Annotated in this window: 17 protein-coding genes; 7 read left to right on the plus strand and 10 right to left on the minus strand. The window is 59.8% G+C overall.

The annotated features are described in order from the left end of the window. Positions 1-115: 115 nt before the first annotated feature. The 3 genes from CGZ77_RS06860 (at position 116) to CGZ77_RS06870 (ending at position 2,352) form a co-directional block, all read left to right on the plus strand. The gene (locus CGZ77_RS06860) at positions 116-730 is read left to right on the plus strand and encodes a lipopolysaccharide assembly protein LapB (RefSeq protein WP_232504827.1); all 615 of its coding nucleotides are present in this window, start codon (positions 116-118) and stop codon (positions 728-730) included. A 17-nt stretch (positions 731-747) separates the two neighbouring features. Next, complete coding sequence (locus tag CGZ77_RS06865; protein ID WP_094031059.1) at positions 748-1,020, plus strand: GNAT family N-acetyltransferase; 273 nt, start codon at positions 748-750, stop codon at positions 1,018-1,020. A gap of 90 nt (positions 1,021-1,110) precedes the next feature. After that, a complete protein-coding gene (locus CGZ77_RS06870; protein WP_094031060.1) occupies positions 1,111-2,352 on the plus strand; it encodes a capsule biosynthesis protein in 1,242 nt (413 codons plus the stop codon). A gap of 1,028 nt (positions 2,353-3,380) precedes the next feature. On the opposite strand, the gene glnA is transcribed toward CGZ77_RS06870, so the two are convergent. The 5 genes from glnA to CGZ77_RS06895 all read right to left on the minus strand — a co-directional run bounded on the left by glnA (position 3,381) and on the right by CGZ77_RS06895 (position 8,759). Beyond that, a complete protein-coding gene (gene glnA / locus CGZ77_RS06875; RefSeq protein WP_009426745.1) occupies positions 3,381-4,799 on the minus strand; it encodes a type I glutamate--ammonia ligase in 1,419 nt (472 codons plus the stop codon). A 285-nt stretch (positions 4,800-5,084) separates the two neighbouring features. Beyond that, entirely contained in the window at positions 5,085-5,438 is a 354-nt protein-coding gene (speD, locus tag CGZ77_RS06880; protein WP_009426744.1) for an adenosylmethionine decarboxylase, read from the minus strand. Continuing rightward, positions 5,435-7,111 carry a DUF4178 domain-containing protein gene (locus CGZ77_RS06885; protein WP_036496406.1) on the minus strand — a complete coding sequence of 559 codons (1,677 nt, stop codon included), beginning with the start codon at positions 7,109-7,111 and terminating at the stop codon, positions 5,435-5,437. Before CGZ77_RS06885 ends, speD begins: the two co-directional genes overlap by 4 nt. Positions 7,112-7,301: 190 nt before the next feature. Further along, positions 7,302-8,330: an SPFH domain-containing protein gene (locus tag CGZ77_RS06890; RefSeq protein WP_009426741.1), complete on the minus strand. Its 1,029-nt coding sequence runs from the start codon at positions 8,328-8,330 to the stop codon at positions 7,302-7,304. A gap of 30 nt (positions 8,331-8,360) precedes the next feature. Further along, the gene (locus CGZ77_RS06895) at positions 8,361-8,759 is read right to left on the minus strand and encodes a DUF350 domain-containing protein (RefSeq protein WP_009426740.1); all 399 of its coding nucleotides are present in this window, start codon (positions 8,757-8,759) and stop codon (positions 8,361-8,363) included. Between the two features lie 224 nt (positions 8,760-8,983). Between CGZ77_RS06895 and alr the strand changes: the two genes are divergently transcribed. The 3 genes from alr (at position 8,984) to CGZ77_RS06910 (ending at position 12,136) form a co-directional block, all read left to right on the plus strand. Then, positions 8,984-10,039: an alanine racemase gene (alr, locus tag CGZ77_RS06900; protein WP_009426738.1), complete on the plus strand. Its 1,056-nt coding sequence runs from the start codon at positions 8,984-8,986 to the stop codon at positions 10,037-10,039. Positions 10,040-10,119: 80 nt separating this feature from the next. After that, on the plus strand, positions 10,120-11,250 hold the full coding sequence (dapE, locus tag CGZ77_RS06905; protein WP_094031061.1) for a succinyl-diaminopimelate desuccinylase: 1,131 nt from the start codon (positions 10,120-10,122) through the stop codon (positions 11,248-11,250). A 238-nt stretch (positions 11,251-11,488) separates the two neighbouring features. Continuing rightward, the gene (locus tag CGZ77_RS06910) at positions 11,489-12,136 is read left to right on the plus strand and encodes an alpha/beta fold hydrolase (RefSeq protein WP_009426736.1); all 648 of its coding nucleotides are present in this window, start codon (positions 11,489-11,491) and stop codon (positions 12,134-12,136) included. Between the two features lie 70 nt (positions 12,137-12,206). Here CGZ77_RS06910 and era read toward each other — a convergent pair whose 3' ends face one another. Beyond that, positions 12,207-13,130, minus strand: coding sequence for a GTPase Era (era, locus tag CGZ77_RS06915; protein WP_009426735.1), 924 nt, complete (start codon positions 13,128-13,130; stop codon positions 12,207-12,209). 60 nt (positions 13,131-13,190) lie between these two features. Beyond that, positions 13,191-14,084 carry a LysR family transcriptional regulator gene (locus CGZ77_RS06920; RefSeq protein WP_009426734.1) on the minus strand — a complete coding sequence of 298 codons (894 nt, stop codon included), beginning with the start codon at positions 14,082-14,084 and terminating at the stop codon, positions 13,191-13,193. A 217-nt stretch (positions 14,085-14,301) separates the two neighbouring features. On the opposite strand from CGZ77_RS06920, the gene CGZ77_RS06925 reads away from it, so the two are divergent. After that, the gene (locus tag CGZ77_RS06925; protein WP_009426732.1) at positions 14,302-15,123 is read left to right on the plus strand and encodes a basic amino acid ABC transporter substrate-binding protein; all 822 of its coding nucleotides are present in this window, start codon (positions 14,302-14,304) and stop codon (positions 15,121-15,123) included. Between the two features lie 60 nt (positions 15,124-15,183). On the opposite strand, the gene CGZ77_RS06930 is transcribed toward CGZ77_RS06925, so the two are convergent. From CGZ77_RS06930 to CGZ77_RS06940, 3 genes are all read right to left on the minus strand, one after another. Further along, positions 15,184-15,453, minus strand: a complete 270-nt coding sequence (locus CGZ77_RS06930) for a hypothetical protein (RefSeq protein WP_009426731.1) — start codon at positions 15,451-15,453, stop codon at positions 15,184-15,186. Positions 15,454-15,751: 298 nt separating this feature from the next. Then, entirely contained in the window at positions 15,752-17,209 is a 1,458-nt protein-coding gene (locus CGZ77_RS06935) for a surface lipoprotein assembly modifier (RefSeq protein ID WP_094031062.1), read from the minus strand. A gap of 317 nt (positions 17,210-17,526) precedes the next feature. Further along, positions 17,527-18,408, minus strand: a complete 882-nt coding sequence (locus tag CGZ77_RS06940) for a Slam-dependent surface lipoprotein (protein WP_094031063.1) — start codon at positions 18,406-18,408, stop codon at positions 17,527-17,529. Between the last annotated feature and the right edge of the window lie 120 nt (positions 18,409-18,528).

An 18,528-nucleotide genomic window follows, 5' to 3' on the forward strand; every position in this document is an offset into this window, starting at 1 on the left:
CTTTCGGAAACCTTATCCCCGCGAAGAAGGGACGGCTTCCCTTATCCGAACCAGGAACGCAACATGAAAAAAATCCCCACCACCCTCATCATGTCGGCCGCCGCAGGCAGCGCCTTTGCCCTGCCGCCGCCGGCAAGCGAAATCGCCTGCCCCGTCGGCAGCGAAAAATTTTGGGCGCAAATGCACGACAGCGCGCCCGAATACCAAATCTGCCCCGGCAACAAACTGGTGTTCCCAACCGCCCGATACGGCAAATTCACCGCTGAAGAACTGGCGCGCTACAAAAAAAACCGTCAACAGCAAAGCCTACCGCAGCCTGCCCGCGCACACCGAAAACGCCCACCGCATCGCCGCCTTTGCCGAGCTGTCGGGCGGATACAGCCCTGCCGCCGTCGGCTGGCTCTATTTCCGTGCCGCCAACGGCAAATATCCCGGCGAACCCTACTCCCGCGCCGAACTCAAACGGCTCTACCGCAAAGCCCTGTCCCACCTGAACAAAGCCCTGCGCGAACCGGGCAGCCCCCGAGACAAACAGTCCGCCCGCTACGCCCTGGCCGGCATCTACCGCATCAGCGGCGATTTCGCCCGCGCCGAATCGGTATTGCGCACACTCCTGCAGGAAAACCTAGAGCCGAACGACCGCAAAGATGCCGAATACGTTTTGGAGTCTGTCCGCCTCAAAGACAGCGGCCACATCCTTCCCCGCTTCCACCGCCCGGCCATGCCCTGAAACACAAGGAGAACACCATGAACACAGTCACCCACCAACCCGAACGCCGCCGCTTCGTCCTCACGCTCGAAGGCAGGGAAGCGGGCTTTGCCGCCTATGAGGAGCAAAACGGCGGCTGGAACATCACCCACACCGAAGTCATGCCCGAATTCCAAGGCCGCGGCCTCGCCAAAATACTCGTGCAGGCACTGGTCGGACACGCCCGCACACACGGGATTGCCTTGTACAGCAGCTGCGGATATGCCGCACGGTTTCTCGACACGCCGCCGACAAACGGCGCAAAAACTTGAAATACGGCATCATAAAGGCTTACAATCCCGCCCCTTATCAGACGCCGCTGCCGAAAAAGGCGGCCTGCAGTCCGCAGCCGCCCAAACAACATGAAAACCATCCCGTCCAACCTGGAAAAACTCGCCCGCAAACGGCGTGTTTTGCTTTTGCAGGGGCCTGTCGGCCCCTTCTTCCGCCGCCTCGCCCTCTGGCTCGAAGCGCGCGGCGCACGGGTGTTCAAATTCAATTTCAACGGCGGTGACGAAGCCTGTTATCCCGCCCGCCTTCCCCGCGTCACCTGCTACCGCGGCAGCCCCGAAGACTTCCCCGCCTGTCTCTCGTCCTTTATCAAAGAACACAAAATCGACGCCGTCGCCTGCTTCGGCGACAACCGCCTCTACCACGTAATCGCCAAAGAGATTTGCACCGAGGCGCGCGTTTCCTTCTGGGCGTTTGAGGAAGGCTATTTCCGCCCGCACTTCGTCACCCTCGAAGAAGGCGGCGTCAACGCCCATTCGCCGCTGCCGCGCGAAGGCGCTTTCTTTCTCAACGCGCGGCGCAAACTCGCCGTACAGCAATACAGCCCGCCCGCGCCCGTGCCCGACGGCTTCTGGCCGCGTGCCAAAAGCGCCATGTACTACTACGCCGCCGCCAATTTCTGCGGCCGCCGCTACCCCGCCTACCGCCATCACCGCGCCATCGACCTACCGCACTACATCGCCCTGTGGCTGCGTTCGGGCATCCGCCGCGCGGGCTACGCGCTTGCCGACCGCCGCTTCGCCGCCCGGGTCGGCAGCGGCCGCTTCGGCCACTTCTTCATCGTGCCCCTGCAAGTGTTCAACGACAGCCAGGTGCACATCCACAGCGACTTTGCCTCCGTGCGCGACTTCCTGCTGCACGTACTCGCATCCTTCGCCGCACACGCCCCGTCCGACACCTCGCTCATCATCAAGCACCACCCGATGGACAGAGGCTTCACCGACTACCGCCGCGACATCGGCGGCTTCCTCGCCGCGCATCCCGATCTCGCCGAGCGCGTGCACTACGTCCACGACGTGCCGCTGCCCGTCTTCCTGCGCCACGGCACGGGCATGGTGACGCTCAACAGCACCAGCGGCCTCTCCGCCCTCGTCCACAACATGCCCGTCAAACTGCTCGGCCGCGCCAACTACGACATCCCCGGCCTCACCTCGCGCCAGCCGCTGGCCGAATTCTGGCAAAACCCGCAGCCGCCCGACCGCGAACTCTTCGCCGCCTACCGCATGTACCACGTCAACGTCACGCAGATAAACGGCAGCTTCTACAGCCGCGTCAACCTGCCCGACACCCTGCCCCGCCGCCGCAAAAAATAAGCGCCCGTGTGCTTTGCCCGCAGCGGACACGCGAAACGCCAAACCCGCAGAGGCCGTTCCCGCCTTCGCGGGAATGATGTTTCTGAAAGCGCCGTTTCGACACAAGTAAAACGTCAACCCGCCTTTCAGACGGCCTTGTGCCGTTTGGCGGACGAAAAAGCAAAAGGCCGTCTGAAAACCGCAAAACGGGTTTCAGACGGCCTTTTATAGTGAGTCAAAATAAAAAAGATACAAGGCAGCAAGCCGCAGACAGTACAGGTAGTACGGCAAGGCGCAGCAACGCCGTAGATTTTTTATTTTGGCTCACTATACTGCTAAGCGTAGGGACGGAGGCCGCAGAAATATCCGACAGGTTGCGGCAGCAGGTAACAGGCAAAAAGCGTTTCTGCGAACCGCCACCCCCTCCCCTGCCCTCCCCCGCGCTTGGGCGTAGGAGAGGGAGCAAGAGGTACGGCGGGATTGACGGTTTCAGACGGCCTGCAAATATAGTGAGTCAACACAAAAAGATACAAGGCAGCAAGCCGCAGACAGTACATCCAGTATGGGGCAGGTTTTCTTGGCATTTCCAATGCCGTAGATTTTTGTGTTGGCTCTCCATAGCGGATACAAGCATCCGTCCCGCATGCTGCCTTTAAGGCCGTCTGAAAACATTTCGGTATCTGCATTCCCTCTCCCGCCCGCGGGGGAGGGTCAGGGTGGTGGCTGGTGCCGCTGCGGAAACTTTTGTTCGGTTGCATCAGCAAAAGCAGTTCTGCGGACTCTCCCTCTCCTGCCCTCCCCCACACTTGGGCGCAGGAAAGGAAACGGGATACAGAAGCAGTAAAAAGGCCGTCTGAAAGACACCTTTCAGACGGCCTGAAACGGCTGCGGCATACACAGGCCGTCTGAAACCCGTTTGGCGGTTTTCAGACGGCCTTTTTTGTGTATCCGCAAGTGGGTCGGGCTACAAACCCGAGCTATGTCAAAGGCCGTCTGAAAGCCCTGTTGCGGGTTTTCAGACGGCCTTTGGCGTTCAAACAAACGCTGTATCAGAGCGAGTAATACATTTCAAATTCCAGCGGGTGCGGTGCCATGCGGATGCGGCGCACGTCTTCTTCTTTGAAGGCGATGTAGCTGTCGATCCAGTCTTGGCTGAACACGCCGCCGCGCAACAGGAATTCGTGGTCGGCTTTGAGCGCGGCGAGGGCTTCTTCGAGCGAGGCGCACACGGTGGGCACGAGCGCGTCTTCTTCGGGCGGCAGGTCGTACAGGTTTTTGTCGGCCGGTTCGCCCGGGTGGATTTTGTTTTGGATGCCGTCCAAACCGGCCATCAAAAGCGCGGCAAAGGCCAGATACGGGTTGGCGGTGGGGTCGGGGAAACGGGCTTCGATGCGGCGGGCTTTGCTGCTGCCGACAGACGGGATGCGGATGGAGGCCGAGCGGTTTTTGGCGGAATAGGCCAGTTTGGTCGGTGCTTCAAAATGCGGCACGAGGCGTTTGTAGGAGTTGGTGGACGGATTGGTAATCGCGTTGAGGGCTTTGGCGTGTTTGATGATGCCGCCGATGTAGTAGAGCGCGGTGTCGGAGAGGCCGGCGTAGCCGTCGCCTGCAAACAGGTTTTGGCCGTCTTTCCAAATGGATTGGTGCACGTGCATACCGCTGCCGTTGTCGCCCATGATGGGTTTGGGCATGAAGGTGGCGGTTTTTCCGAAGTTGTGGGCAACGTTCCAGATGACGTATTTCATGTCTTGGGTTTGGTCGGCGCGTTTTACCAAGGTGCTGAATTTGGTGCCGATTTCCATCTGGCTGCCGGTGCCGACTTCGGCGTGGTGCACTTCAACCGGAATGCCGATTTCTTCCAAGAGGTTGACCATCGCCGAGCGCAAATCCTGGCCGCTGTCGGTAGGCGCGACGGGCGCGTAGCCGCCTTTGACTGTGGGGCGGTGGCCGGTGTTTTGGCCGTCGAGGTGCAGGCCGCTGCTCCACGCGCCGCTTTCGGATGTGATTTCAAAACGGGTTTTGTGCATGGCGGTTTCAAATTCCACGCCGTCGAAAACGAAAAATTCGGGTTCGGGGCCGAAATAGGCGGTGTCGCCGATGCCGGTGGATTTGAGGTAGTTTTCGGCGCGGCGGGCGATGGAGCGCGGGTCGCGGCCGTAGCCCTGGCCGTCGGCCGGGTCGATCACATCGCAAGTAAGGACGACGGTTACATCGTCGAAAAACGGGTCGATAAAGGCAGTTGCAGGGTCGGGGCGCAGCTGCATATCGGAAGCCTGAATACCTTTCCAGCCGCCGATAGACGAGCCGTCAAACGGCTGGCCGTTTTCAAACCATTCTTCGGGGTCGTCGAGCACCACGCGGGCGGGTACGGTAAAGTGGTGCTGCTTGCCTTTGGTGTCGGTAAAGCGCAAATCGACAAAGCGCGCTTCGTTTTCTTCAATCAGTTTGACAACGTTTTTGACGGACATAATCTGCTCCTGGGCGGCGGGTTGTGGACGGGCGGGAATATAAACAGGCAGCGTTAAATTATCAACAATTTTACGCAGGAGCGGATGCAGGCCGTCTGAAAGAAACCCGGCAGGCGGCTCAAAGGCCGTCTGAAACCGCTGCCGCAGAATGCAGGAAGGCCGTCTGAAACGGGTTTCAGACGGCCTCAAAGACGGCAAACGGGTTTGGGCTGCGCCGAAGCCGCGTGTTCAGACGGCCTCCGCGTCCGATAACAAAGCGTGCACAAAGGCCGTCTGAAAAACGTTTCAGACGGCCTCTCCGCGCTCGATGCTCTGCCAGCGGCTGCTTTCGGCACGCAGTTCCCTCTCGATAACGAGGCGGGCGGCTTCGGCGGGCATGGCGCCGCAGAGGAAGATGTCGGCGGCGGCGTAGCGGCGTTCGGGCCAGGTGTGGACGGTGAGGTGCGATTCGGCCAAGAGCAGCACGCCGGTGACGCCGCCTTCGCCGCCGAAGGTGTGGAAGCGGCTGTATAACACGGTGGCCTGCGCGGCTTCGGCGGCTTGGTGCAGGACGGTTTTCAGACGGCCTTCGTCGCGCAAAACGTCGGCTTCGCAGCCGTAGAGGTCGAGCAGGCCGTGGCGGCCGGGGAGGTGGCTCATTTGTGGCCTCCCGAAAAGCCGCCGCCGATGTAGCCCGTGCCGCCGCCGTAGCCGGATGTGCCGCTGCTGCTGCCGCTTGCGGCGTAGTGGAAGGCGGTGGCAAACATGATGAGGAAGGAGCCGATAATGACGTAGGCGGTGGTGCTGCCGATCATGGAGGTGCCGTCTTCTTCAGAGGGGCTGCCGAGTTTGTGCAGGCCGTAGCCCGCCAGAATGGGCAGAAAGAGGCCGCCGTCGGAGTCGCCGATAAAGAAGGCGGGCAGGTTGAGGATGGCGAGCAGGCCGATCATCAGCCAAACGACGTAGGCCGGGATGTGTCCGCCGCTGTCGGGTTCGGCGGCTTTTTCGTCGAGACCGAAGGCGCGGGCGATTTCGCGGTGGTCGACGGGTTCGGTGATGCTCCACGACATTTCGGCGGCGGAGAGGTCGGAGGAGATTTTGCCGCGCCCGCGTTTGTAGTCGCTGTAATAGTTGAGATCGCCGGAGCGGACGTGCCAGTAGAACGCGCCTGCGGCGTAGCCGACGCGGCTGCCGTAGTCGTAGAGTTTTTCGCAGCCCTGCGGGTGGCCGTTGCGGTCGAGGCGCGGCCAGTCGTGCAGGGTGTAGGAGGCTTCCCAGCCGCTTTCGCTTTCGATAAGCCAGAGAAAGCCGTTTTCGGGGTGGTAGAGCAGGTATTCGCGCCAGCGGCCGACGGGCACGGGGGCGAAGGGCTTTTTGAAGGCATACATCAAATCGAAGGCGGTTTGCGCTTCGTATTCGTCTTTGTGCAGCGCGCCGATAACGGTGTAGGTTTTGCCTTTGAGCGTGCCGCTGCTGCCGACGGGCAGGGTGAGGGCTTCCTGCTGCGCTTCGCGCATGGCGTTGGCTTCGATGAGTTCGATTTTGCCGTCCACCGCTTCGAGGTCGCTGCCGCAGGAGGGGCAGAGGATGTTGTCGGCCAGGCCGCTCACCCAGTGGACGGTCGAGCCGCAGTTGGGGCAGTTTTCGGATTGGCGGCTGCCTTTCAGACGGCCTGTACTTTCTTTGATTTGGTCGGCGGTGCGGGTGTATTGCAGTTGCAGATCGTCGAGTTTGACGGCGCTGCCGGTGTAGAAGGCGGGCGGGCTGTCGGAGTAGTCGGTGGTGATGAAGACGTTTTCGCAACGCCAGTCGGCCACTTGGCTGACGCTGTCTGCGGAAAATTCAAACGGCAATTCTCCCTGGGCGGCGGCGTGTTTGAGGGTGACGCGGCGCACGTCGGAGGCGATGAAGCGTTTGTTTTCAAAGTCGAAGGTGGTAAAACCGGCGCGGATGTCGTCGAAGGCGGGCAGGCCGTTCGGTGTGGCGTGTGGGCGGGTGAAGGTGTAGATGTCGCCCGCTTCGGCGAGCCAGCCGGTGCCGCCGTCGTCGAAGAGGACGTACCATTCGTTCCATACGCCCGCGTCGTAGTGCATCTGCACGCGGCCGACGAGGGAGAAGGGATGCGTGCCCCAGCGCCCCTGCGTGCCGATTTGCAGCGGGCTGTAGTCTTCCAGAAGGGCGGAGTCGCGGCCTTTGTCTGCCACGCCCGCCGCTTCGCGCACGAGCATGCTGTTGCAGTAGCCGCAGACGAGGGTGACGGAGGTGGCCGAATGCGCTTCGACGCGCGCTCCGCAGCTAGGGCAGTCGGTGTGGAAGATGGGTTCGCGGGTCATGGCTCGGGTATGGGCTGGTTGGTCGGGAGTCTCTGTTTTCAGACGGCCTTTTATACAGAGGCCGTCTGAAAAGAAAGTCGGAGAAAAGCCGTTGTTGCTTGGAGGCCGTCTGAAAGCGGAATTTTACGTTTTCCGTTTTTCAGAAACGTCATTCCCGCACGGTGTAGGCGGGAACGGCCTCTTTGCGCCGTCAGCCGATAAGCTGTTTCAGCACTTCAGACTTGGCCTTCTCAAAGTCTTCGGCGGAAATCAGGCCGTTATCGAGCAGCGATTTGAGTTTCTGCAACTTGGCCTGCGGGTCTTCTGCGGCCGTCTGAACGGGCGCGGCGGGCTGTTCGGCGGCGGGTGTCTGCGCGGCGGGCTGCATCATGCCGCCCATCGCGCCTGCCATTGCCTGGCCGATGCCCGCGCCCACGCCCAGTCCCGCGCCGATGCCGGCAACGCCGCCTTCGTTCTGCGCCGCCAGCGGGATGGCTTCGGCGGTTTGGAATTTGGTGTAGGTGTCGAGGTTGCCGACGATGCCCATGGAGATTTTTTTGTCGAGCGCCTGTTGGATGTTGTCGGGCAGGCTGATGCTTTCGACGGTGGCGTTTTCCAGCGTCAGGCCGAGGCGTGCGAACTCGGGGGCGAGGTTTTCCGCCAGTTTCTGCGACAGCAGGATTTGGTTGGCAGCCATGTCGAGAAAGGGCGTGCCCGAATTGCCGAACACGGCGGCAAGCTGGGTAACGGCAATATTACGAAGCTGCTGTTCAAGCTGGTGGCCGGTGTAGCTTTCGACGACGCCGCTGACCTGTTTGAAGAAGGTTTCGGGGTCGCTGATGCGGTAGCTGTACATGCCGAAGGAGCGCAGCTGCACCGCGCCGAACTCGGGGTCGCGCACGGTTACGGGCTGGGCGGTGCCCCATTTGCGGGCGAGCTGCTGTTTGGTGTTGAAGAAGTAAACGTCGGATTTGAAGGGGGATTCAAACAGTTTGTCCCAGTTTTTCAGGTAGGTGAGGATGGGCAGGGTGCTTGTGTTGAGCTTGTAGGTGCCGGCGGAGAACACGTCGGCGGTTTTGCCTTCGTCCACAAACAGAGCCATTTGCGCTTCGCGCACGGTGAGGCTCGCGCCGTTTTGGATTTCCTGGTCGGCAATGGGAAAACGCCACACCAGCGTTTCGTCGTCGGGATTTTCCCATTGGATGATGTCGATAAACTGCTTTTTAATGAAGTTGAACATGGCGTTTTTCCTTTGCGGTTGAAGATTTTTTTACGACAGACAGGCGGCGTTGAGCAGGCCGACGGCGAGGGAGAAGCTGCCGAACAGCGCGCCGACAGCGACATTGTTGGCGGCCAATTCGTCCGACGCCTGCGGAATCAGGCGCGCGGCGGCGAAATAAACGGCGGTTTGCAGCACGCCCGCCGCACACGCCCACAAGAGAAAGTCGGTAAAACCGACGCTGTGGGAAATGCTGGATGCCAGCGGCAAGCAGAAGCCGACGGTGGTGCCGCCGAAGGAGAGGGCGCAGGCGAGGTTGCCGTTTTTAATCAGATGCAGCTCGCGCACGGGGGTGATTTTGACGTAGAGGGTGCAAAACAAAGCCAGCAGCGCGAGGGCGGCCAGCATGTATTGCAGGTAGAGAAAGTATTGGGCGGGGGAGATGGACATTGTTCGTTCCTAAGTAAACCATGCGGCCGATTATGCCACAACCGTGCCGCCCGTCCGCCTTGCCAAACCGCTTTCAGACGGCCTTTTGCGTTTTTTTTACATCTTCAAAAACGCCCCCGACCCGCCTATAATCCGCAGGCCGTCTGAAAGCCCGTTTCCCGTGCACACGGGCTTTCAGACGGCCTCCCGTTTCCCGTTCCCGCCCACACCGAAGGACAACCGCCATGAGACCTCTGCGCGCCGAAATCCGCCTCGACCGCCTGCGCGAAAACTACCAAACCCTCAAACAAATCCACGGCGGCCGCATGCTGGCGGTGCTCAAAGCCGACGCCTACGGCCACGGCGCGCTGCGCTGCGCCCACGCCCTTGCCGACATCGCCGACGGATTCGCCGTCGCCTTTCTCGAAGAAGCCCGCCTGCTGCGCGAAAACGGCATCGCCAACCCCATCGTCCTGCTCGAAGGCGTGTTCGAACCCGAAGAATACGCCGAAGTGGAACGGCTCAATCTGTGGCCGGTGGTCGGCAGCCAGTGGCAGCTCGAAAGCCTGCTGCGCCGCGACTGGCAGACGCCCGTTACCGTCTGGCTGAAAATGGATACGGGCATGCACCGCGCCGGTTTCTTCCCGCACAACTTCGCCGCCGCCCACACCGCGCTGATGCAGAGCGGCAAAGTAGCCGCCGTTGTCAAAACCAGCCATTTCGCCTGCGCCGACGAAGAAGAACGCGGCATGACCGATATGCAGATCGAAGTCTTCGACCTCGCCTGCGCCGCTTTGGCGGGCGAAGAGAGCCTCGCCAACTCCGCCGCCGCCATCGCCTACCCGCAGGCGCGGCGCGACTGGGGCAGGGCGGGGCTGGCGCTTTACGGCGTCGATCCCTTTCTGGAAAAAGACCCGCGCTTCAAACCCGTGATGCGCCTCGTAACCGAAATCTTCGGCGAACGCGTGTTGCAGCCGCACGAACCGATAGGCTACGGCGCAAGTTTTTATACCAAACGCTCCACCCGCGTCGGCCTCGCCGCCGCAGGCTATGCCGACGGCTACCCGCGCCGCGCCGCCACCGGCACGCCTGTTGCCGTCGACGGCCGCCGCAGCCGAATCCTCGGCCGCGTTTCCATGGACATGCTCACTGTCGAGCTGGCCGACAACGAAGGATTCGGCAGCGAAGTCGAGCTGTGGGGCGACGCGGTGGACATCAACGAAGTTGCCGCCGCCGCAGGCACTATTGCCTACGAGCTGTTGTGCAACGTCAAACGCGCCCGCTTCGTTTACATCCAATAGCACAGAGGCCGTCTGAAAGGCTTTCAGACGGCCTCTGCCCCTTAAAACCTTTTCAGACGGCCTACTGCCGAACCAACATCATGACCCATCCCGCCCTTGCCCTTGCCAAAGAACTTATCGCCCGCCCCTCCGTTACGCCCGACGACCAGGACTGCCAGCGGCTGATTGCCGAACGCCTCGCCCCCCTCGGTTTCACCGTCGAAGAAATGAACTTCGGCGACACCAAAAACCTCTGGCTGCGGCGCGGCACATCTGCCCCACTGGTGTGCTTCGCCGGACACACCGACGTCGTTCCCACAGGCCCGCTGGAAAAATGGACGTCGCCCCCCTTCGAGCCGACCGAGCGCGACGGCAAACTCTACGGGCGCGGCGCGGCCGACATGAAAAGCAGCATCGCCGCCTTTGCCGCCGCCTGCGAAGCCTTTGTCGCCGACAATCCGCAACATAACGGCAGCATCGCCCTGCTGATTACCTCCGACGAAGAAGGCGACGCGCACGACGGCACGGTGCGCGTCGTCGACGCCCTCAAAGCGCGCGGCGAAACCATAGACTACTGCATCGTCGGCGAACCCACTGCCGTTGCCGAGCTCGGCGACACCATCAAAAACGGCCGCCGCGGCTCGCTCTCGGGCACGCTCACCGTCAAAGGCAGACAAGGCCACATCGCCTACCCGCACCTGGCCGACAACCCCGTCCACCGCGCCGCCGCCGCCCTCGCCGAGCTGGCCGCCGAACAATGGGACGAAGGCAACGCCTACTTCCCGCCCACCGGCTTCCAAATCTCCAACATCGCCGCAGGCACGGGCGCGACCAACGTCATTCCGGGCGAGCTCACCGTCAAATTCAACTTCCGCTTCTCCACCGCCTCGAATTCAGACGGCCTCAAACGCCGCGTGCACGCCATACTCGACCGCCACGGCCTGCAATACGATTTGCAATGGAGCCTGTCCGGCCAACCCTTCCTCACCGAAGCCGGACGCCTCACCGAATGCGCGCAAAACGCCGCCGAAAAAATCTGCGGCATCCGCCCCGAACTTTCCACCACCGGCGGCACGTCCGACGGCCGCTTTATCAAAGACATCGCCCGCGAACTCATCGAACTGGGCCCCGTCAACGCCACCATCCACCAAATCGACGAACACATAGACACCGCCGCCGTCGGACAACTCGCCGAAATCTACCGCACCATGCTCGCCGACCTGCTCGGTTAACGCAAAGAGGCCGTCTGAAAACAATAAACTCCGTCATTCCCGCGTAGGCGGGAATCTTGCCTGATCCAAAATAATCTCTGATACGACCATATTTTGCTTGGATTCCGAAAAGATTCCCGCCTACGCGGGAATGACGCCGTTTAGATGAACATTGGCGTTGTACAAAGGTTTCAGGCCGTCTGAAAGCGCGTTTTCAGACGGCCTCCCACCTTAAAAACCGCCGACAAAGGAACAAGCCATGACCGAACACGTTTTGCTGCTGCACGGCATCCATATGCACGCTTGGACGATGTTTCCCTTTGCCCGCCTGCTCAAACAACAGGGGTTGGATGTGGAAACCTTCGGCTATTACAGCGTCTGGCAGACACACGAAGCACACTGCGCCGCGCTGGCCAAAGCCGTCGAAGCCTTTTTCAGACGGCATCCGCAACAGCCGCTGCATTTTGTCGGCCACAGCCTCGGCGGGCTGGTGCTGCGCCGCTTCGCCGCCGCGCGTCCCGACCTCGTGCGCGGCCGCATCGTTACCCTCGGCACGCCGCATCAGGGCAGTCATACCGCCAAAACCATCCGTAACAAAGGCCTGTCCGCGCCCCTGCTGGGCGGCGCATACCGGCAGCTGCTCGACGGCAACCTGCCGCCCCTGCCCGAAGGCGTAATGCTCGGCAGCATCGCGGGCAACGCGCCGATGGGTGTCGGCCGCCTCTTCGGCCTGCACGGCGAAAACGACGGCACGGTTTTGGTGGCGGAAACCCGCTGCGGCGGCATGGCCGACCACATCGTTTTGCCCGTTACCCACACGGGTATGCTGAACGACGGCGAAACGGCGCATCAGGCAGCGGTTTTCCTGCGGCAGGGCAGCTTCGAGCGCGGGCAGAAGGCCGCCTGAAAAAAACACGGCAGATACAGCAAAAAGGCCGTCTGAATCTTTCAGACGGCCTTTTTGCCAAGGCAGCGGTTTACAAACCCAATTCGCGCAAAAAGCGCACGTCGTCCGCCCAGCCGGATTTCACTTTCACCCACACTTTCAAAAACACTTTGCAGCCGAAGAGTTTTTCCATATCGAGCCGCGCTTCGGTGGAGATTTTTTTCAGTTTTTCGCCGCCTTTGCCGATGACGATGGGCTTTTGGTTTTCTTTATCCACCAACACGGCGATATAGATATGGTAAATATCGTCGCCCTCTTCAAACTGTTCTACCTCGACATTCATCGCATAGGGAAGCTCCTCGCCCAGATAGCGGAACAGTTTTTCGCGCACGATTTCGCCGGCGAGAAAGCGGCTGGAGCGGTCGGTAACCATTTCTTCGGGGTACATCGGCACGCTTTCGGGCAGGTAGGGCTTGACCTGCGCCATCAGCGCGGCCAACCCCAGCCCGTGTTTCGCGCTGACGGTTTCGCAGCCGGCAAAATCAAATTCGGCACGCACGCCTTCGATAAACGCGTTCAGCGCGGCGGCATCGGCGTTGCCTTTATCGACTTTGTTGACGACAAGAATCACGGGCATGTGCGTAGGCAGCAGCTTCATCACGGCGCGGTCGGCATCGGTAAAGCGCATCGATTCGATGACAAACAGCACCACATCCACGCCGCCGATGGCTTCGGTAACGTTTTGGTTGAGGCGGTCGTTGAGCGCGTTGCGGTGGTAGGTTTGGAAACCCGGGGTATCGACAAACACAAATTGCGCGGTGTCGTCGGTATAAATGCCGGTAACGCGGTTGCGCGTGGTTTGCGCTTTTTTGCTGGTGATGCTCACTTTTTGGCCGATGAGGTGGTTCATCAGCGTGGATTTGCCCACGTTGGGGCGGCCGACGATGGCGACAAAGCCGCAGCGGTATCCGGCGGCGCGCGCGGATTCTTGGTTTAAAAAGGTTTCGATGTCCATAAGGGCTTTCTTCACAATAAAGAGGCCGTCTGAAACAGGGTTTCAGACGGCCTGTGGGGTTTACAGGCCGGATTCCGTCTGCCACACGGCGGCAATGCATTCTTTGAGCATGTGCAGCGTGGGATTTTGCGCGTATTCGTCGGCATAGATAAAGTGCAGCGGCAGCGTCTGCCGGTATTCCTCCACCAGCGCCACCGGCCTGCCCGCTGCCACGGCGGCGCGGGCTTTGCTTTCGGGCACCATCGCCACGCCCTGCCCGTCGGCCACCAGATCGATGATGGTTTGCGGATAGTCGCACAGAATCTGCCGCTTGGGCGCGAGGCGGTTGGCACGCCAAAACTGCTTCAAATGCTTGTTGCTGCCCGACACGCCCGACATTTCGATCCAAACGTAATCTTCAAGCGCGGCAGGCAGATTGCTGCGGATGGCCGCCAGCTCGTCCTGCGGGCAGATAAGCGCGTAGCGGATGTTTTCGAGAAAACGGCTGTGGATGCCCGGCTGGCGCGTCATGCCGAGGAAAAAACCGCCGTGCAGCCGCTTGTCGCGGATGCGCTCGAGAACCTCGCCGCTCATGCCGTATTGGATGTGCAGGCGGGTGTGCGGCGCCGACTCGCCGATCAGCGCGGTCAGCTGCGAGACTTTGGCCGAGTCCACCGGATGAATCAAGCCGAGGTCGGCCTCCTCGGTGTAGTTGGCGGCGAGTGTTTTGGCAAACTGGTCGAGACGGTGTTTGTGCTGCAACAGCGCCTCGGCCTCGGGCAGAAAGATTTCGCCCGCGCGGGTGAGCGTCATGCCGCTGCTGGCGCGGGTAAACAGCGGCGTGCCCAATTCGGCCTCCACCGCCTTAATCTGCGCCGAAACGGCAGGCTGCGACAAAAACAGCCGCTCGGCGGCCTGGGTGAGATTGCCGTGATGCGCCACGGCAACAAAGGATTTCAGTTGGTTCAGCTCCATTTTTACTTTTTTGCGTGTCGGGAAAGATTGTTTTTCTGCGCGCCGTTTTAACACAAGCCGCACGCAAAGAGAAGCACAGAGGGCAAAGAGGCCGTCTGAAAAGCGCCCTGCCCCGCGCACTGTTGCGGCTCTGTTTTCAGACGGCCTCCCGCGGCTTGCCGCAAAACGGCGCTTTCGGTATTATGCCGCGCTTGTAAAAAATCTTTAAGGACACACCATGTCATACCAGAAAACGCTGTCCGCAGCGCTGGCGGCCGCCCTGCTGCTGGCAGGCTGCTCGCACGAAAACGCGCAGCAAAACGCCGCGTCCGCGCAAACGGGCGCAGCGCAGGAATACATCGTCGCCACCGACGCCGCCTACGCGCCGCTGGAATATATGGAAGGCGAACAGGTCGTCGGCTTCTCGCGCGACATCCTCGCCGCAGCGGGCGAAAAAGAAGGCATCAAATTCAACTTCGTCAACACACCTTTTGAAGGCATCTTCGCCAACGTGCAAAAAGGTGACAGCGACGTCGCCCTCGCCAGCATCACCATCACCGACGAGCGCAAACAAATCGTCGATTTTACCGACCCCTATTTCGAAGCCACACAGATGATCGTCACCGCCGACAAAGGCAGCGACATCAAATCCTTCGCCGACTTGAAAACCCGCAGCGTTTCCGTACAAAACGGCACCACCGCCGATTTGATTCTGCAAGATTTGCAGGGCAAAGACAGCAAACTCATCCGCCGCTTCGAAAACATGCCGCTGGCCTTTAAAGAACTGGCCGCAGGCGGCGTGGACGCCACCGTCGGCGACAACGGCGTCGTCCAGTATTTCGTCGCCAACAACCCCGGCATGAAATACAACATGTTCGTCGATCCCTCCTTCCCGAAAGAGCAATACGGCTTTGCCCTGAAAAAAGGCCGCAACGACGGCCTGCGCGAAAAAATCAACAAAGGCCTCGCCGCTATCAAGGCCGACGGCACCTACGCCAAAATCGAACAGAAATGGTTCGACAAAGGCGCAGCGCAACAGGAAGCGTCCGCCGCCAAATAAAGCCGCCGCAAAAAAGAGGCCGTCTGAAATTTTCAGACGGCCTCTTTGCCACAGAGCAGCCTATTTGCAGCTTACACCGGCGATTTTGCCGTCGTTCAGCTTGATGTTGCAGCGTGTCGCCCCCGCGCCGGAAATCACCACCCCGTCGCCCGATTTCTTAATCACCAAAGGCTCTTTCACACCCATGGACACAGCCGTTCCGGCCAGATTTTCAGTCAGCGCGGCAGAAAGCCCGGCAGAGTTTTCCTGAATCTTGATTTCTTTGGCTGCCGCCTGTTGGCCGAAGGCGGCAACAGCAAACGCAAGCAGCAAAGCGGTTTTCTTGTTCATATCAATGTTTCCTTAAAAGCGCCTGAAAAACACAGGCCGGCGCAGGGTAAAGCAATTCTCCCGCAGGCGCAAGCACCGCCAGTCACACTTACCCGTCAGCCCAACCCTGCCGCCGCCACATGCACCGCATGAAAAAAAGGCCATCTGAACAGGGATTTCCCCTTTCAGACGGCCTCTGCTGCCGTAGTAGGGTGTGTTGCGCAGCAACGCACGCGGTTTGATGTCTTTCGGAAAAGCGTGCGGGTAAACAAAGGCCGTCTGAAACTTTCAGACGGCCTCCTTCCCGCAAAGCGGACATTCAAAACCCGTATTGCAGCTTGAAGGTGATTTCGTTGCGTTTGTAGCGGTTGACCCACGAGGTGCTGCGGTTGTCGGTGCGTTTCAGGCTGAGGACGGGGACGAAGCCGCGCAGGGCGGGGCGGTCGTATTTGAGGTCGAGCTGGTAGGTGTGCTCCTTGTCTTTGCGCCGCGTGTCGAGCCAGGCATGGAAGTCCTGATAGGCGGTTTTGCGCCAAATGGTTTGGAATGTGACTTCGATGCCCGAATCAAAGCGTTTGCTGATACCGCCGCGCAGGCCGTGGCGGCGGTAGGAGTCGACTTTTTCGCGGCTGTTTTTGCGCAGGTAGTCGTAGCCGCCGAACAAGGCGGTGTTTTGCGGCAGGGCGTACACGGCGGTGGCGAACAGCAGGGTTTGCGGGCCGTTGAAATGTTCGTAGCCGCTACGGTAGCGGTCGTATTTGTGCTCTATCTGCACGCCCAGCGAGGCTTTGTCGGCAAAGGTGCGGTTGTAGGACGCGCTGACGCCCGCGTTGCTGTCCTGCATTTTTCCGCCGACCCAGTCGTATTGGATTTGCGGGCCGATTTCAAACGATGTGTCTTTGTTTTGGAAGCTGTATGCCGAACCGAGGCTGACGCTGTGTTCGGTGTATTCGCGGTTTTCGGGATAGATTTTGCCCAGCGCATAGCCGGAAAACCGGATGCCGTGGTGGCCGTTGAGCGAGAGACGGCGACCGGCGGCGGCTTCGTATGCCCACATGCGGCCGCTTAGCGCGTCGGGGGTTTTCATCGGCAGCCATTCGCTGCGGCAGGTGAAATTGCCGTTGGCGTCCAAAATCGGCTGCCCGTTGGAATCGAAGCCGCAGCTTTGCTGTTCGCGCAGCATGGTGGCGGCGGAAGAGCGGTTTAGATTGCTGTCGTGTCCCAAGCCGACGGAGAGCGAGCCGCTCCATGCGTCGCGTTTGGAGAGCGCGTCGGAGAAGCCTTTGATTTTTTCGTTGACGGCGGGGCGTTCGGGAATATCGATGCTGCCGAACAATTCCGCCGACTCCCTGTTCTGCCGGTCGACAAACAGCAGCCGCGCCAAATCGAGCTTGGCGCGGACAAACTGCGGATTGCGCGCATACAGCTCCCGATAGCGTGCCAGCGCGCCCGGCAAATCGTCGCGGAACACGGCCAGATTGGCTTCGGCAAACAGCACCATATCGGCATCGGCATCAGGCTGCGCCTTGTAGATTTCGAGCAGGCGCAGCGTTTCGGCTTCGTTTTGCGCGTTCACCGCCTTCATCAGCGCCGTCGGCAGATCGTCGTCTTCCTGCGGCGCGGCTACACCGAAAGACAAATCGCCCACCTTTTCCCCTTCCTGCCGCTGCTGCCGCTCTTCTATGCCGTATCGCAGTTGCAGGCGCGTGTCTTCGTTGTCGGCGCAGACGGGCAAGGACAACAGCAGCAGCGGAAGGAGAAACAGACAGTATTTCATGGGCTTTCCTGTGGTTTGGCGGGGAAACGGGGTTTTCAGACGGCCTCTGCCGCCGCAGTAGCAACTGCGTTCCCTCTCCCGCTCGCGGGGGAGGGCTAGGGTGGGGGCTTGTGCGGCTACAGAAATTTTTGCGGGCTGCAGCGGCAAAAGCAGTTCTGCGAACTGCCACCCCCTCCCCAACCCTCCCCCGCGCTTGGAGCGCAGGAGAGGGAGTCAGGTGTACAGGCGGGAACGGCCTCAAAGTGCGGCGGGCAGGAAAAACGCATTCCTGCCCGCTTATCACAATCATCCATGGTTAATCTTCAAAGGTATCCAAATTATTTTTTCGCACCGCCGAAAGCCGTGTTGTTCGGATTGTTTTTACCAAAATCGGCGATACCGGCCAAGCCTGCGGCGTTGTTGCCGAAGAAGTTGCCTTTGGTTGCACCGTTTACCGAACCGTTGGCAACGGCTTTGCCGGAGAACGAAGCATCGTTAGTTACGATTTTCGCATCAATTCCCAAGGTTTTTAGATCACCGGTTGTTCTGCTCAAAGTGCCCGCCAGCGTTTTCTTGCCGAAGTCGGCTTTCAAATCACCTTTCAATACGGCAGTGCCCTGCTCGTAATGACCATTGATGCCTTTAACCGCATAAGTGGCCGTACCGCTGGTGGGCATATTGGTGGTTTTGCCCGTGCCGCTGTAGAACACGGTGTAGTTGTTGGTTTTGGTGTCTTTATTGACGTTGGCCGCACCTGACGGGGTGTTGTCCCAGTCGCCAAAATAAACATCCATATTGCCGACCTTGGCATAAGACATGCGGCCTAAGTGGGAGTGATCGGGCATTCTCGGGATCACATTCCACGGAAAGCCTTTCATCTTGAACAGATGGGCAACGGTTACACCGGTATTTTTGTCTTTGCCCAAAACGCTTTTAGCAAAGGTTTTGACAAAGAAATTGCTTGCGGTGCTATCCACTTTGGCAAAGGAAACGTCTTTGTCGTTTGCCAAGCCGTTGGAATTATCGGTTGTGGCATTAATATCATAGATATGGATTGCGGCTTGTCCGGCATAAGTACCCGTTCCCTGCAATACTTCGAGGCGTTTCACGCCTTTTGTTTGGTCAGAGACAGAAGCACCGCCGGCAAAATCGGAAGCGGCGAAAGCGGAGGAGGCGGCCAATACGGCCACGGCGGCAACAGCCAGTTTTACATTTTTCATAGGAGGACTCCTTAAAAAAATCAGGTTGGTAAAATACCGTATTACGGCCGCTTACTAAATTATTAGTAAGCATTCGCGTTACAGGCAGGTGCATTATACATATTTTGAAAAAGAATAATA

It is taken from the genome of Neisseria sp. KEM232 (assembly GCF_002237445.1).
Classification (GTDB): domain Bacteria; phylum Pseudomonadota; class Gammaproteobacteria; order Burkholderiales; family Neisseriaceae; genus Neisseria.

Coding starts and splice junctions, on each gene's coding strand:
- CGZ77_RS06865 (WP_094031059.1), top strand. CDS start 748: ATGAACACAGTCACCCACCAACCCGAACGCCGCCGCTTCGTCCTCACG.
- CGZ77_RS06940 (WP_094031063.1), bottom strand. CDS start 18,408: ATGAAAAATGTAAAACTGGCTGTTGCCGCCGTGGCCGTATTGGCCGCC.
- CGZ77_RS06885 (WP_036496406.1), bottom strand. CDS start 7,111: ATGACCCGCGAACCCATCTTCCACACCGACTGCCCTAGCTGCGGAGCG.
- CGZ77_RS06870 (WP_094031060.1), top strand. CDS start 1,111: ATGAAAACCATCCCGTCCAACCTGGAAAAACTCGCCCGCAAACGGCGT.
- CGZ77_RS06930 (WP_009426731.1), bottom strand. CDS start 15,453: ATGAACAAGAAAACCGCTTTGCTGCTTGCGTTTGCTGTTGCCGCCTTC.
- CGZ77_RS06935 (WP_094031062.1), bottom strand. CDS start 17,209: ATGAAATACTGTCTGTTTCTCCTTCCGCTGCTGCTGTTGTCCTTGCCC.
- CGZ77_RS06925 (WP_009426732.1), top strand. CDS start 14,302: ATGTCATACCAGAAAACGCTGTCCGCAGCGCTGGCGGCCGCCCTGCTG.
- glnA (WP_009426745.1), bottom strand. CDS start 4,799: ATGTCCGTCAAAAACGTTGTCAAACTGATTGAAGAAAACGAAGCGCGC.
- CGZ77_RS06910 (WP_009426736.1), top strand. CDS start 11,489: ATGACCGAACACGTTTTGCTGCTGCACGGCATCCATATGCACGCTTGG.
- speD (WP_009426744.1), bottom strand. CDS start 5,438: ATGAGCCACCTCCCCGGCCGCCACGGCCTGCTCGACCTCTACGGCTGC.
- dapE (WP_094031061.1), top strand. CDS start 10,120: ATGACCCATCCCGCCCTTGCCCTTGCCAAAGAACTTATCGCCCGCCCC.
- CGZ77_RS06890 (WP_009426741.1), bottom strand. CDS start 8,330: ATGTTCAACTTCATTAAAAAGCAGTTTATCGACATCATCCAATGGGAA.
- alr (WP_009426738.1), top strand. CDS start 8,984: ATGAGACCTCTGCGCGCCGAAATCCGCCTCGACCGCCTGCGCGAAAAC.
- CGZ77_RS06895 (WP_009426740.1), bottom strand. CDS start 8,759: ATGTCCATCTCCCCCGCCCAATACTTTCTCTACCTGCAATACATGCTG.
- era (WP_009426735.1), bottom strand. CDS start 13,130: ATGGACATCGAAACCTTTTTAAACCAAGAATCCGCGCGCGCCGCCGGA.
- CGZ77_RS06920 (WP_009426734.1), bottom strand. CDS start 14,084: ATGGAGCTGAACCAACTGAAATCCTTTGTTGCCGTGGCGCATCACGGC.